Here is a 14,269-nt window from a genome sequence, read left to right as displayed (position 1 = left end):
CGTGGTCTGGTCGTGCAGAGGGGTCAGTGCACCTCGACGCCGGCCGCGCGGGAGACGGGCACCAGACGGGTGAGCTGGGTCACGTGCCCGGGCTCGAGCTCCGCGAGCGAGGCCACGCCCAGCAGCCGCATCGTGCGCTCGATCTCGCCGCGCAGGATGGCGATCGTGCGGTCGACGCCCTGACGACCTCCCGCCATCAGGCCGTAGAGGTACGCACGGCCGATCAGCGTGAAGTCGGCACCGAGCGCGACGGACGCCACGATGTCGGCGCCGTTCATGATGCCGGTGTCGATCATGACCGTGAAGTCGTCGCCGACCGCACGCCGGACCTCGGGCAGGAGGTGGAACGGGATCGGGGCGCGGTCGAGCTGGCGCCCGCCGTGGTTCGACAGCACGATGCCGTCGACACCCGCGTCCCGCAGGCGCACGGAGTCCTCGATGTTCTGCACGCCCTTGATGACGATCTTGCCGGGCCAGATGTCGCGGATGACGGCGAGGTCGTCGTAGCTGATCGTCGGGTCCATCGCCGCGTCGAGGAGCTCGCCCACGGTGCCGCCGGTCGTGCTCAGCGACGCGAACTCCAGCTTCGGGGTGGTCAGGAAGTCGAACCACCACCAGGGCCGCGGGATGGCGTTGATGATCGTGCCGAGGGTGAGCTGCGGCGGGATGCTGAAGCCGTTGCGCTTGTCGCGGAGACGGGCGCCGGCGACCGGTGTGTCGACGGTGAACTGCAGGGTGTCGAAGCCCGCGGCGGCGGCGCGGCGGGCGAGCTCGTACGAGATCTCGCGGTCGCGCATGACGTAGAGCTGGAACCAGTTCCGACCGGGCACGGGGCCCTGCGGCTCCCGGACCGTCGCCGCCTTGACGTCCTCGATCGAGGTGGTCCCGAGGGTGGACAGCGTGAACGGGATGCCCGCGGCGGCCGCGGCTCCGGCACCCGCGACCTCGCCCTCGGTCTGCATGAGCCGGGTGAAGCCGGTCGGCGCGATGCCGAACGGGAGCGCGGACGGACCGCCGAGGATCTCGACGGCCGTGTCGACGTCCGGCGCCGGCTTGAGGATGCCGGGGTGGAACTCCACGTCCTGGAACGCCTGACGGGCGCGGCTCAGCGAGAGCTCGCCCTCGGCCGCGCCGTCCGTGTAGTCGAAGGCGGCCTTCGGTGTGCGGCGCTTGGCGATCGTGCGCAGATCGTCGATGGTGAGCGCGGCGTCGAGACGGCGCTTGCGCCCGTCGAGCTCGGGCTTCTTGAACTTCATGAGCTCCAACAGCTCGGCGGGGTTGGGGAGCTGGCGCTGGACCATGTTCTGCCTCTCAGTTCTGCGGGGTGATAGCGCGGGTGAGGCCCGCGGCGGTGTAGTAGCCGGTGATGTGGGCGCGGACCAGGCGCCGGGCGGTGTCGACCTCGCCCGCGTCGATCGCCGCGACCAGTGCACGGTGCTCGGACCGCAGGCGGTCGGCCATGCGGTCCCAGTCGTCGACGGTCGCCGCGCCCGCGAGCACGTACGACTCGATGGCGGAGCGGAGGCCCGCCATCATCGCCGCGATGACGGTGTTGCCGCTGCCCTCCGCGAGGGAGAGGTGCAGCTGCGCGTCGAGGGCCAGGAACTCGGCCGGAGTGAGGGCGCCGTCGTCCATGGCCGTGAGCAGCTCGTGCGCCCGGACGGTGTCCCGGTGGGCGGCTGATGCCATGGCGTCGACGACCGCGTCCTCGAGCACGAGCCGCGTGCGGACGACGTCATCGAGCGGGAAGCCCTGCGCGGCCACCTGGAGCCGCAGGAGCGCCGACATCCCGCCGGTGGGGGTCGCGATGACGATGGCGCCCGCCTGCGGCCCGGAGCCGGTTGCGGTGCGGATGAGGCCGAGCACCTCGAGCACCCGGAACGCCTCTCGCACACTCGACCGCCCGACGCCGAGGTCGCTCGCGAGGTCCCGTTCGGACGGCAGCCGGTCCCCCGGGCCGAGACGACCGTCGAGCAGGTCACGCTCGATGTGCTCGAGCACGAGTCGCCATGCACGCGCCGGCTGCTCCGTCATCCCGCCTCCTGTGGTCAGACCACAGGTTAGCGCGTGTGGTCAGACCACGCAATGCGGCGATGCGGCGCGCGCGAGCCACCCCTCTCCGTGCGTCCCGGCCCGGTGCGTACGCACGCAGAGGGGTGGGGCGACCGGAAGGGGGTGGGTCGGCGGGTCAGCCGAGACGGCCGCCGGACTCCTCCAGATAGCAGGTGCCACACAGCGACTCGTAGGTCGTGAGCTCGGGCGAGGCGGAACCGTCGGCGCCCTCGTCGATCGCGACCTGGTCGCCGTCGAACACGAAGCGTCCGCCGACCACGCGGCCGTTGAACACCGCCTTGCGCCCGCAGCGGCAGATCGTCTTGAGCTCCTCCAGGGAGTGCGCGATGGCCAGGAGCCGGGCGGAGCCGGGGAACGCGTGGGTGCGGAAGTCGTTGCGGATGCCGTAGGCCATCACCGGGATGCCGTCCTCCACCGCGATGCGGAACAGGTCGTCGATCTGTGTCGGCGTGAGGAACTGCGCCTCGTCGATGAGGAGACAGGCCACGTCGATCGGGCCGGTCGGGAGGAGCTCCTCCTCCGTGGACCGCTGCATCCGCTCGCGGTGGACCGCGAAGAGCGCGCGCACGTCATCGTCCGGACCGACGAGGAAGTCGACCGGCCGCGTGACGCCGAGGCGACTCTCGATCTGCCCCGCGCCCTTGGTGTCGATCGCGGGCTTGGCGAGGAGCACGTGCTGGCCGCGCTCCTCGTAGTTGTAGGCGACCTGCAGCAGAGCGGTCGACTTGCCCGAGTTCATCGCGCCGTAGCGGAAGTAGAGCTTCGCCACGGGCCCAGGTCAGACGTTGATGCCGAGGACGGCGGCAGTCGCGGCGGTCGACTCCTCCGCGAGCTCCGCGTCGCCGTTGAGCTTCCGGCCGAAGGTGGGGATGAGCTCACGCAGCTGCGACTCCCACCCCGGGTACTCGCCGGGGAAGCACTTCTTCAGCAGGTCGAGCATGATCGGCACGGCGGTCGAAGCCCCGGGGGATGCACCGAGGAGACCGGCGATCGAGCCGTCGCCCGAGGCGACCACCTCGGTGCCGAACTGCAGCACGCCGCCCTTCTTCGGGTCCTTCTTCATGACCTGCGCGCGCTGACCGGCGTCGATGAGCGTCCAGTCCTCGTCCTTGGCCGTCGGCATGAACGTGCGGAGGCTGTCGACCTTCTTGCGGTGGTTCTTCATCAGCTCGCTGATGAGGTACGTGATGAGGTCGGGATTGGCGAAGGCGACCCGCAGCATCGGCCAGAGGTTGTGCGGCCGGACCTGCGTGACGATGTCGAGCATCGAGCCGTTCTTGAGGAACTTCGGGCTGAACGTCGCGAACGGCCCGAACATCAGCGATGCCTCGCCGTCGACGACACGCGTGTCGAGGTGCGGGACCGACATTGGCGGCGCGCCGACCGAGGCCTGCGAGTAGACCTTCGCCTTGTGCTGCGCGACGATCTTCGGGTTCGTCGTCTTGAGGAACTGGCCGCCGATCGGGAAGACGCCGTAGCCCTTGATCTCAGGGATGCCGGAATTCTGCAGGAGCTTCAGCGCCCAGCCCCCGGCCCCGACGAACACGAACTTCGCCTTGATCTCGTTCGGGGTGCGGCCGACCGTCGTGCGGTACTTGATGAGCCAGGTGCCGTCCTTCTGACGCTTGAGCGACTTGACCTCGTGGTTCGTGCGCACGGCGACGCCCGAGTCACGCAGGTGATCGAAGAGCTGATGCGTGAGCGCGCCGAAGTCGACGTCGGTGCCGGCGGGCACCCGGGTGGCCGCGAACGGCTCGCCCTTCCGCCGCTTCTGCATGAGCAGCGGCGCCCACTGGTTGATGACGCGGGAGTCTTCGCTGTACTCGATGCCGGCGAACAGCGGCTGCTCCTTGAGCACCTGATAGCGCTTCTTGAGGTAGGCCACGTCCTTCTCACCCCGCACGAACGTCATGTGCGGCGTCGCGTTGATGAAGGTCGTCGGCTCGTCCAGCACGCCCTTCTCCACGAGGGAGGACCAGAACTGGCGGCTCTGCTGGAACTGCTCGTTGATCGAGATCGCCTTGGCGGGGTCGAGCGGAGCGTCGCCCTGCTGCGGCATGTAGTTCAGCTCGCACAGGGCGGCATGCCCGGTCCCGGCGTTGTTCCAGGGGTTCGAGCTCTCCTGCGCCACGTCCGACAGCCGCTCGAAGGCGACGATCTTCCAGTCCGGCTGCAGCTCGTGCAGCAGGGTTCCCAGGGTGGCGCTCATGATGCCACCGCCGATCAGGACGACATCGACGTTTTCAGTCACCCGAACAGTCTAGTTCGCGGGCAGGACCCCGCCGACCACCGGGCGGTCAGGACACCGGGGCGAGGCGCTCGGCGAGCACTTCGGCGATCTGCACCGCGTTCAACGCCGCCCCCTTGCGGAGGTTGTCGTTGCTGATGAAGAGCACGAGACCCTTGCCCTCCGGAGCCGACTGGTCGGCACGGATGCGGCCCACGAAGCTCGGGTCCTTGCCCGCGGCCTGCAGCGGGGTCGGCACCTCGTCGAGCACGACGCCGGGCGCCGCGCTCAGCACCTCCGTGGCGCGCTCGGGCGTCAGGTCGCGGGAGAACTCGGCGTGGATCGACAGCGAGTGGCCCGTGAACACCGGCACGCGGACGCAGGTACCGGCGACGCGGAGGTCGGGCAGCTCGAGGATCTTCCGGCTCTCGTTGCGGAGCTTCTTCTCCTCGTCGGTCTCGTTGTCGCCATCGTCCACGAGGTTCCCCGCGAACGGGATCACGTCGAAGGCGATCGGCGCGACGTACTTCTCGGGCTCGGGGAAGTCGACCGCGGAGCCGTCGTGCACGAGGCGGAGGGTGTCGCCCTGCGCGAGCACGCCCTCGACCTGGCCGAGCAGCTCCTGGGCGCCGGCGAGTCCGGAGCCGGACACCGCCTGGTAGGTCGACACGATCAGGCGCTCCAGGCCGGCCTCGGCGTCGAGGACCTTCAGCACCGGCATCGCCGCCATCGTGGTGCAGTTCGGATTCGCGATGATGCCCTTGGGCCGGTCGTCGATCGCGTGCGGGTTGACCTCGCTGACGACGAGGGGGACCTCGGGGTCCATGCGCCAGGCGCTGGAGTTGTCGACGACCACGGCGCCGGCCTCGGCGAAGCGGGGGGCGTAGGCGCGGCTGGCGGTGGCACCGGCGGAGAACAGCGCGATGTCGATCCCGGACGGGTCGGCGGCCTCGACGTCCTCGACGATGACCGTCTGTCCGCCGAACTCGATCGCCGTGCCCGCGGAACGCGCCGACGAGAACAGCCGCAGCTCGCGGATCGGGAACGAACGCTCCGCGAGAATCTCGCGCATCACGGTGCCCACCTGGCCGGTGGCGCCGACGATGGCGACGGAGAGTCCTGATTCGGAGATGCGGGTCATGATGTTCCTTGGCTTCGTGCGGTACGGCGTACGAGGCTTCGGGCGCGGCGTCGGGATGCTGATGCTGCGCCTGGCGCCGGTGTCAGGGTTTCCGCGAGTCTATCGCGCCACGACCACCCCGAAGCCCGTCCGTTTCACGAAGGCACGCGCCCCCGGTACATCAGGCGAACGCGGGACAACACGCACGCGTGGACAGGGCCGCCTGAACCCGCGCGAACGCCTGAGCTGGCGTGGCGTGCTGGCGTGGGGTCAGCGGCCGGTGCCGGCGTGGACCGTGGCCTCCGCGTCGCCGTCGAGACCGTAGGCGGTGTGCACGGTGCGGGCGGCCTCGGTGAGGTCGGTGTCGCGCAGCACGACCGAGATGCGGATCTCCGAGGTGGAGATCATCTCGATGTTGATGCCGCCGGCGGACAGGGCCTCGAACAGGGTCGCCGAGACACCGGAGTGCGTGCGCATCCCCGCGCCGACCACGGACAGCTTGCCGATCTGGTCGTCGTGGACGAGGTTCTGGAAGCCGACCTCGGTCTGCTCACCGGCGAGGGCCTTGAGCGCGGCAGCGGCGTCGGCCTTGGGGACCGTGAAGGAGATGTCCGTGCGCCCGGTGGCGGAGACGTTCTGCACGATCATGTCGACGTTGGCGCCGGACTTCGCGACGATCTTGAAGATCTCGGCCGCCTTGCCCGGGACGTCGGGCACCCCGGCGACGGTGATCTTGGCCTGGCTGAAGTCGGTGGCGACGCCGGCGACGATCGGTTCTTCCATGACTGCTCCCTCGGCTTCGCGAGGGTTCTTCATACCCTCGCCCAGAACGTATGTGCCCTCGGCCGACGAGAACGTCGACCGGGCGTGGATGAGGACGCCGTGCCGGCGGGCGTACTCCACGGCACGGATGTAGAGGACCTTGGCGCCGTTGGCTGCGAGCTCCAGCATCTCCTCGCTGGAGACGTGGTCGAGCTTCTGCGCCTTCGGAATCACGCGCGGGTCGGCGGTGAAGATGCCGTCCACATCGCTGTAGATCTCGCAGACGTCCGCCGACAGCGCGGCCGCCAGCGCGACGGCCGTCGTGTCCGATCCGCCACGGCCGAGCGTGGTGATGTCGCGGGTGTCGCGGTTGAACCCCTGGAAGCCGGCGACGATGACGATGGCGCCCTCGTCGAGCGCCTCGCGGAGTCGCACGGGCGTGACGTCGACGATGCGCGCCGCGCCGTGCTGCGAGTCGGTGATCATGCCGGCCTGGCTGCCGGTGAACGACCGCGCTTCGAAGCCCATCGAGTGGATCGCCATCGCCAGCAGCGCCATCGAGATCCGCTCGCCGCTGGAGAGGAGCATGTCGAGTTCGCGCGGCGCCGGGATCGGCGCGACCTCGTTCGCGAGGTCGAGCAGCTCATCGGTCGTGTCGCCCATGGCGCTCACGGCGACGACGACGTCGTGACCTGCGCGACGGGTGTCGACGATGCGCTTGGCGACGCGCTTGATGCTCTCTGCGTCGGCGACGGACGAGCCGCCGTACTTCTGCACGATGAGGGCCACGTTCACTCCCTGGGATGTCGGGCGGATCCGCCCACGGTCATTCTACGATCGGCGCGCATGCCGCCCCGCGCATGTGACGGCTCAGGCGGGGGCGTGCGTGACGGGCGTCACCGGGCGCAGGCGCCCTCCGGTGGCGGCGAACCAGCAGCCAACGATGATCAGCGGGAATCCGAGGAGGAGCCCCGGGGTGAGGGGCTCGGCGAGCACGATGGCGCCGAGCACGATCGCCACGACGGGGTTCACGTAGGTGAACAGCGGCGCCCTGACCGGTCCGACCTCGCGGATCAGCGCGAAGAAGGCCAGGAACGCCAGCGCCGTGCAGATGACGGCGAGGGCGAGGAGGGCGCCGATCGACGGGAGCGTCGGCACCTCGTGCTGCGTGAGCAGACCGATCGGGAGATAGAAGATGCCGATCATGAGCAGGGACAGCGTGATCGTGCCGAGCGAGGGCACGTCGTTCAGCTTGCGCGCCACGATGAACGGCGCGATCGCGTACAGCACCGCGACGAGCAGCACCTCCCCGGCCGCGAGCAGACTCACCTCTCCCCCGAAGAGCCCCGGCCCCGCCACGACGATGGCGACGCCGACGAAGCCGACCAGCAGGCCGATGCCGCGGGCGGGACGCAGCACGCCGCGGTCGCCACCGCCCAGCGCGATGAGGGCGGCGAACAGCGGCACGGTCGCGACGAGGAGTCCGGTCATGCCGGAGGGCAGCGTCATCTCGGCATGCCCGAGGAGGAGGAACGGTCCGGCCATCTCCACGGCCCCGAAGGCCAGCACCCACGGCCAGTGCCGGAGCGCCGCGCGAAGGGCGCCGCTGCGCAGGGCGAACGGCAGCAGGAGGAGGGCGGCGATCAGCGTCCGTCCCGCCACGATCGCCGGCGGGGAGATCGAATCCACCGCCACGCTGATGAAGAGGTAGGGAACGCCCCAGAGCAGGGCCATGGCCCCGAAGAGCAGCCAGCCCCGGCGGGAGAAGCCGGACTGCGGGGTCACAGCACCCGCCGGCCCTCGAAGGCCCGGCCGAGCGTCACTTCGTCTGCGTACTCGAGGTCGCCGCCGACCGGGAGGCCCGAGGCGAGCCGCGAGACCGTGATCTGCATCGTCGTCAGGAGCCGGCTCAGGTAGCTCGCCGTCGCCTCGCCCTCCAGATTGGGGTTCGTGGCGATGATGACCTCCTGCACGGTGCCGTCGGCGAGCCGCGTCATGAGCTGCGCGATCCGGAGGTCGTCCGGCCCGATGCCCGCGATGGGGCTGATCGCGCCGCCGAGCACGTGGTACAGGCCGCGGAACTCCCGCGTGCGCTCGATCGCCGCGACGTCCTTCGCGTCCTCGACCACGCAGATCAGCGCCTGGTTGCGGCGAGGGTCGCGACAGATCGCGCAGCGTTCCTGCTCCGCGACGTTGCCGCAGATCTCGCAGAAGCGGACCCGGATGCGGATCTCGGTCAGCAGCTCGGCGAGCCGGGCGACGTCGAACGTCGGCGTCTGCAGGATGTGGAACGCGATACGCTGCGCCGACTTCGGGCCGATGCCGGGAAGGCGGCCGAACTCGTCGATCAGCTCTTGGACGATGCCGTCGTACATCAGGAGAACCTCGTGGGGGGCTCATAGGGCTCTTCGCGAAGGAACGTCGCGCCGAGCACCTGGCGGATCACGGCCTCTCCGTAGCGCTGCACGCCGCCGGCGGCGGGGGTCCGCTCGACGACGACCGGTGGAGCGGCCGCGGGGGCCGTACGGGCGGCCGCCTGCGGGGCCGCCGCCGGAGTCGCGCGTGGGGAGGGAGGGCGGTCGTACGGAGCCGAGGGCTCGTAGGCCGGATCGTACGGCGGCTCCTCGTCGAACGCGGGAGCGTCGTCGTCGCCGGGCAGCGGCGGCTCACCGCGATCGATCCTGCCGTCGGCCGGCGGGGTCGGGGCGGCGGAGGCGGCCTCGACCTCCTCCGGCTCGTCGTCGACGGCGAGGGGCGCTGCGGGCGCGGCGGCCGCTGTCGTCGGGATGGGTGCGACCGCCCACTCCGTCACGGGGGCCGCGGCGGCGCGGGTCTGCGGGCGGGAGGGACGCGCTGACGCAGGCTCCGATGCGGGAGCGGTGTCGGCCGGGGCGGCGGATCCCGAGGAGGCGGGCTGCCGCGGCGCACCGCCGGGCGGCATCGGGGCCGGCAGGTACTTGACCCGCACCCCGACCTCCTGCTCGATGGCCGTGCGGAGGTGGTCGGACGGTCCGGAGCCGGGCGTGGTCCCCTTGAACTTCGCGACGTCGTGCTGACTCGTGAATCCGAGGGTCAGGACCTCGGAGTCGCCGTCGTAGGCCAGCGGCTGCACGGCGGTGGCGAGCAGCCAGGACGTGCGGCTGATGCCTTCGAGGCGCTTCAGCACGGCAGGCCAGGCGTCGCGGACGCGGTCGAACGTGACGGGGGCGGACGGCGCGGACGACGCCGGGGCCGGAGCCGGCGTGGGGTCGGGCTCCGCGGGACGGGCGGGTTCCGGCGCCGGCTCGGGCTCCGGGGAGCGCTCGGGTTCAGCGGCGGCCACCGGGGCGGAGACGGCCGGCGCGGAGGGAGCCGGTGCCGCGGGCGTCGAGGGCACTGCCGGCGCGGTCTCCGTGCCGGGCGCAGCCGTGGGAGACGGCGCCGCGGCCGCGGGCGGGATCACCGGCGGGGGCGTCGTGGCCGGCGGCTGCAGCGCGCCCGACGCGGGCGCTCCGGACGAGGTCGACCCCCCGGATGCGGCGAGGACGCGGGCCACCATGAGCTCGAGGTGGAGGCGGGGCGACGTGGCTCCGGACATGTCGTCGAGAGCCGCGCTGACCACGTCTGCCGTACGGGAGAGCCGCGCGGCGCCGAACGACTCTGCCTGGCGGCGCATGCGGTCGAGCTCGTCTTCGGCGATCCCGCGGAGCACGGCGGAGGCACCGGAGCCCACGGCGGCGATCACGATGAGGTCGCGCAGGCGCTCCAGGAGGTCGTCGACGAAGCGACGCGGGTCTTGTCCGGTCTGCACGACGCGGTCGATGGCCGGGAAGGCGGTCGCGGCGTCGCCCGCCGCCAGCGCATCGACGATCTCGTCGAGGAGGGCCCCGTGGGTGTACCCGAGCAGCGCGACCGCGCGCGCGTAGCCGACGGTGACAGTCTCCGAGCCGGCAGGGGCGTCTGATCCCGCGATGAGCTGGTCCAGCAGCGACAGGGTGTCGCGGGGCGAGCCACCCCCGGCGCGGACGACGAGCGGGAGGACGCCCTGCTCGACGATGACCCCCTCCTCCGCGCAGAGCTTCTCGACGTAGTCGAGCATCGCGGCGGGCGGGACCAGCCGGAACGGGTAGTGATGGGTGCGCGAGCGGATCGTGCCGAGCACCTTCTCGGGCTCCGTCGTCGCGAAGATGAACTTGACGTGCGGCGGGGGCTCCTCGACCAGCTTCAGCAGCGCGTTGAAGCCCTGCGGGGTGACCATGTGCGCCTCATCGAGGATGAAGATCTTGAAGCGGTCGCGGCTCGGGGCGAAGGTCGCCCGCTCGCGCAGGTCGCGCGCGTCGTCGACGCCGTTGTGACTCGCCGCGTCGATCTCGACGACGTCGAGCGATCCGCCGCCCGCCCTGGACAGCTCGACACAGCTCGGGCAGGTCCCGCAGGGGGTGTCGGTCGGTCCCTCCGCGCAGTTCAGGCACCGGGCGAGGATGCGCGCCGAGGTGGTCTTGCCGCAACCGCGCGGGCCGGAGAACAGGTAGGCGTGGCCGACGCGGTCGCCACGCAGCGCGGTCATGAGCGGATCGGTCACCTGCGACTGCCCGATCATCTCGCCGAACGTCTCGGGTCGGTAGCGGCGGTAGAGGGCTGTGGTCACCCCTCCAGCCTACGGCGTGCCACCGACGTTGCTCCCCTCCCGGTCGACCCGGCCCCTTTCACGCGAGCCACCCCTCTGCGTGCGTCCGCAACGGGGTGGGACGCACGCAGAGGGGTGGGTCGGCGGTCAGTCGAGGTTCTCGATGACGGGGATCGCGCTCGTGATCACCGGGACCGAGGCCGAAAGCCGCGTGCCGTCGTCGCGGCGGGCGTCGGCGAACTCCTGCAGGGTCGGGCGTCCGGGGATCACGGGTCCCTGGTTCGCGAGCGGGACGATGACCTCGTCCTCCAGCGTCGCGATGTACGCGTTGTCCCGCACGCTGAACGGCACCGGAGGTCCGCTGCGTACCTCGACGCGCAGCTCGTGCCGCGTGACGGTCACCTGCATCGCCGTCCCCTGCCACTGCAGCGGGAACGACAACGACGGCCAGGACTCGGGGAGCCGCGGGTCGAAGCTGAGGTCGCCGCCGTAGTCGCGCATGCCGCCGAAGCCGCAGACGAGGGCCGTCCACACGCCACCGGCCGAGGCCACGTGCACGCCGTCCGCCGCGTTGTGGTGCAGGTCGTGCAGATCGACGAACAGCGACTGCTCGAAGTACTTCTGCGCGAGGTCCTGATAGCCCACCTCGGCCGCGAGGATCGACTGCACGACCGCCGAGAGGGTCGAGTCGCCCGTCGTCAGCGGGTCGTAGTAGTCGAAGTCGGCCTTCTTCTCCTCGGGCGAGAAGTGGTTGCCCTGGAGGAACAGCGCCAGCACGACGTCGGCCTGCTTGAGCACCTGGAAGCGGTAGATCACGAGCGGGTGGAAGTGCAGCAGCAGCGGGCGCTGGTCGGCCGGGGTGTTCGCGAGGTCCCAGACCTCCCGCTCCAGGAACAGCGAATCCTGCGGGTGGATGCCGAGGCTCTCGCTGTACGGGATGTACATCGCCTCCGCGGCCCGCTCCCAGGACTCCGCCTCACCGGAGCCGAGGCCCGTGCGCTCGACGAGGGCCGCGTAGTCCTCGGGGTAGCTGTCGCGGATCTCCCGCACGACCTTGGCCGCGTACCGGAGGTTGTACCGCGCCATGACGTTCGTGTACAGGTTGTCGTTCACGACGGTCGTGTACTCGTCCGGGCCGGTGACGCCGTGGATGTGGAACGTCTGGAGGCCGTCGCCGGCGCCGGACTGCTCCACGAGCCGCGATCCCCGCCAGAAGCCGAGGGTGGCCCAGAGCCGCGCGGTCTCGATCGCGACGTCGGCGCCCTCGCGCCGCAGGAAGGCCTCGTCCCCGGTCGCCCGCACGTACTTGCCGAGCGCGAAGCTGATGTCGGCGTTGATGTGGTACTGCGCGGTGCCGGCGGCGTAGTACGCCGAGGCCTCCTCGCCGTTGATCGTGCGCCACGGGAAGAGCGCTCCGGCCTCGTTGAGCTGAGCGGCCCGGCGGCGCGCCGCGGGGAGCATCTTCACCCGGGCCCGGAGAGCGTTGTACGCCCAGCGCGGCGTCGTGTAGGTGAGGAACGGGAGCACGTAGATCTCGGTGTCCCAGAAGTAGTGGCCGCTGTAGCCGGAGCCGGTGAGTCCCTTCGCGGGGACGCCGGCGCCGTCCGCCCTGGCCGAGGCCTGAGCGAGCTGGAACAGGCACCACCGGGTGGCCTGCTGCAGGTCGTCGCGCCCGCCGATCTGCACGTCGCTGCGCTCCCAGAACGCGTCGAGCCACTCGCGCTGACGACGGAAGACCGTCTCCACGCCCTCGTCCGCTGCCCGGTCGAGAGAGCGACGGCAGCGGTCGACGAGCTCCCGCGGGGGCACGCCGCGGGACGAGTGGTAGCTGACGAGCTTGGTGATCGTGATGGGGACGCCGGCCTTCGCCTGGACGCGGAAGACGTTCTTGGCGATGTCCGGCTCGATGAGCGTCCGGACGTTGTAGTCGTTCTCCGTCTCGATGATGTGATCGGCGACGACGGCGACGGTCATCCCGGACGCGGCGACCCGGTACGACAGCGCGGAGCGCAGCCCGTCCTGCCAGTGCTCCGCCGGCTCCAGCACGCGGTCCGCGATGCGCTCGGCCTTGCGCGGGTCGAAGGCGGCGCCCTTGGTCGTCATCGGGGAGCCGGCGTAGACGCCCGCCCCGTCCTGACGGTTGAGCAGCTGGCAGCTGATCGTGACCGGGGCGTTGGCGTTCTCGACCACGACCTCGAGCCGCAGCACGGCGAGGTGGCGCTCCTCGAAGCTCACGAGACGCTGATCCCGCATGCGTACCCGCTTGCCGGACGGGGTCTCCCAGACGACGCGCCGTTCCAGCACACCCGTGCGCATGTCGAGCGTGCGGGCATACTCGCGCACGTCCGCGTCGTCGAGGGAGATCGGCTCGTCGTCGACGTAGAGCCGCATCACCTTGGCGTCGGGGGCGTTGACGATCGTCTGGCCGACCTCGGCGAAGCCGTAGGCCTGCTCGGCGTGCCGGATCGGCCATGTCTCGTGCAGGCCGTTGATGAAGGTGCCGTGCTCCTGCGCGCCGCGCCCCTCGATGTGGTTGCCCCGGAGCCCGAGGTAGCCGTTGCCGACCGAGAACAGCGTCTCGCCGACGCCCTCCTCCGAGTAGCGCGTCTCGATGAGACGCCACGGGTCGACGGGGAAGCGGTCGCGGTCGATCATGCGGTCTCCGGGGTGTCGGTGCGGGCGGCGGGAAGCAGGACGCCGAGGTCGTCGACGACGTGGGTCGCGCCGGCGGCGCGGAGTGCGTCGGCGCCGGCGCCGCGGTCGACGCCGATGACGACGGCGTATCCGGCGGCGGCGGCCGAAGCGGCGCCGGAGGTGGCGTCCTCGACGGCGATGCTGCGGGCCGGGTCGACGCCGAGGGCCGTGGCGCCGGCGGCGAACATGTCGGCCGCGGGCTTGGAGGCGAGGTGCTCGCGCTCGGCGACGACGCCGTCGATCACGACGCGGAAGAAGGACCGGATGCCGGCGGCCGCCAGCACCTCCTCGGCGTTCTTGGAGCTGGAGACGACACCGAGCGGGATCCCCGCGGCGTGCAGCGCCTCGACCACGGCGAGGGAGCCGGGGAACGGAGCGATGCCCTGGCTGCGGAGCGACGCCGCGAACGCGGCGTTCTTGCGGTTGCCGATCCCGCAGATGGTCTCGGCGGACGGGTCGTCGTCCACCGAGCCCCAGGGCACCTCGACGTTGCGGCTGCGCAGCAGGCTCGCGACGCCGTCGTAGCGCTTCTTGCCGTCGACGTAGGCGAAGTAGTCCTCGTCGGTGTACGGCGGCGTGATGTCCCAGCGGGCGAAGACGTCATCGAAGACCGCCTTCCAGGCGCGCATATGCACCTCGGCGGTCGGCGTGAGGACGCCGTCGAGGTCGAACAGCACACCGTCGGCGTGGAACAGGTCGGGCAGCGCGTCTGGCACAGAGCCTCCAGGAGAAGGACGAGGGTCGGGTCGGCACCTCTCCGTGCCACTGTGCAAGCGTAATGGCGGTG

Annotated in this window: 11 protein-coding genes; all 11 read right to left on the bottom strand. The window is 71.0% G+C overall.

Annotated elements, in window-relative coordinates; translation table 11 throughout:
- Positions 1-23: 23 nt before the first annotated feature.
- Positions 24-1,301, bottom strand: a complete 1,278-nt coding sequence (locus BV453_RS03465; protein WP_025104262.1) for an alpha-hydroxy acid oxidase — start codon at positions 1,299-1,301, stop codon at positions 24-26.
- 10 nt (positions 1,302-1,311) lie between these two features.
- Complete coding sequence (locus BV453_RS03460; RefSeq protein ID WP_025104261.1) at positions 1,312-2,034, bottom strand: FadR/GntR family transcriptional regulator; 723 nt, start codon at positions 2,032-2,034, stop codon at positions 1,312-1,314.
- Positions 2,035-2,188: 154 nt separating this feature from the next.
- On the bottom strand, positions 2,189-2,842 hold the full coding sequence (locus BV453_RS03455) for a thymidine kinase (RefSeq protein WP_062636208.1): 654 nt from the start codon (positions 2,840-2,842) through the stop codon (positions 2,189-2,191).
- 9 nt (positions 2,843-2,851) lie between these two features.
- The gene (locus BV453_RS03450) at positions 2,852-4,324 is read right to left on the bottom strand and encodes a malate:quinone oxidoreductase (RefSeq protein WP_374209021.1); all 1,473 of its coding nucleotides are present in this window, start codon (positions 4,322-4,324) and stop codon (positions 2,852-2,854) included.
- 46 nt (positions 4,325-4,370) lie between these two features.
- A complete protein-coding gene (locus BV453_RS03445; RefSeq protein WP_249520891.1) occupies positions 4,371-5,441 on the bottom strand; it encodes an aspartate-semialdehyde dehydrogenase in 1,071 nt (356 codons plus the stop codon).
- Between the two features lie 249 nt (positions 5,442-5,690).
- On the bottom strand, positions 5,691-6,971 hold the full coding sequence (locus tag BV453_RS03440) for an aspartate kinase (RefSeq protein ID WP_085606491.1): 1,281 nt from the start codon (positions 6,969-6,971) through the stop codon (positions 5,691-5,693).
- Between the two features lie 81 nt (positions 6,972-7,052).
- Positions 7,053-7,967, bottom strand: a complete 915-nt coding sequence (locus BV453_RS03435; RefSeq protein ID WP_249520890.1) for a DMT family transporter — start codon at positions 7,965-7,967, stop codon at positions 7,053-7,055.
- Positions 7,964-8,557, bottom strand: coding sequence for a recombination mediator RecR (gene recR, locus BV453_RS03430; protein ID WP_025104255.1), 594 nt, complete (start codon positions 8,555-8,557; stop codon positions 7,964-7,966). Before recR ends, BV453_RS03435 begins: the two co-directional genes overlap by 4 nt.
- Entirely contained in the window at positions 8,557-10,809 is a 2,253-nt protein-coding gene (locus BV453_RS03425) for a DNA polymerase III subunit gamma and tau (RefSeq protein WP_249520889.1), read from the bottom strand. Before BV453_RS03425 ends, recR begins: the two co-directional genes overlap by 1 nt.
- Positions 10,810-10,935: 126 nt before the next feature.
- Positions 10,936-13,443 (bottom strand): glycoside hydrolase family 65 protein, encoded by a 2,508-nt coding sequence (locus BV453_RS03420; RefSeq protein WP_025104253.1) that lies wholly within the window; start codon positions 13,441-13,443, stop codon positions 10,936-10,938.
- Positions 13,440-14,198, bottom strand: coding sequence for a beta-phosphoglucomutase family hydrolase (locus tag BV453_RS03415; RefSeq protein WP_025104252.1), 759 nt, complete (start codon positions 14,196-14,198; stop codon positions 13,440-13,442). The genes BV453_RS03420 and BV453_RS03415 overlap by 4 nt, the downstream gene beginning before the upstream one ends.
- Positions 14,199-14,269: the final 71 nt, after the last annotated feature.

This window comes from Microbacterium sp. ER1 (assembly GCF_023383675.1).
Classification (GTDB): Bacteria; Actinomycetota; Actinomycetes; order Actinomycetales; family Microbacteriaceae; genus Microbacterium.
Note: the sequence above shows the minus strand (reverse complement) of the source record. Positions and strands in the feature narration are given on the sequence as shown.

What these genes read in the sequence shown, in the direction of transcription:
- BV453_RS03465 (WP_025104262.1), bottom strand. Translation starts at nt 1,301, where the DNA reads ATGGTCCAGCGCCAGCTCCCCAACCCCGCCGAGCTGTTGGAGCTCATG.
- BV453_RS03460 (WP_025104261.1), bottom strand. Translation starts at nt 2,034, where the DNA reads ATGACGGAGCAGCCGGCGCGTGCATGGCGACTCGTGCTCGAGCACATC.
- BV453_RS03445 (WP_249520891.1), bottom strand. Translation starts at nt 5,441, where the DNA reads ATGACCCGCATCTCCGAATCAGGACTCTCCGTCGCCATCGTCGGCGCC.
- recR (WP_025104255.1), bottom strand. Translation starts at nt 8,557, where the DNA reads ATGTACGACGGCATCGTCCAAGAGCTGATCGACGAGTTCGGCCGCCTT.
- BV453_RS03420 (WP_025104253.1), bottom strand. Translation starts at nt 13,443, where the DNA reads ATGATCGACCGCGACCGCTTCCCCGTCGACCCGTGGCGTCTCATCGAG.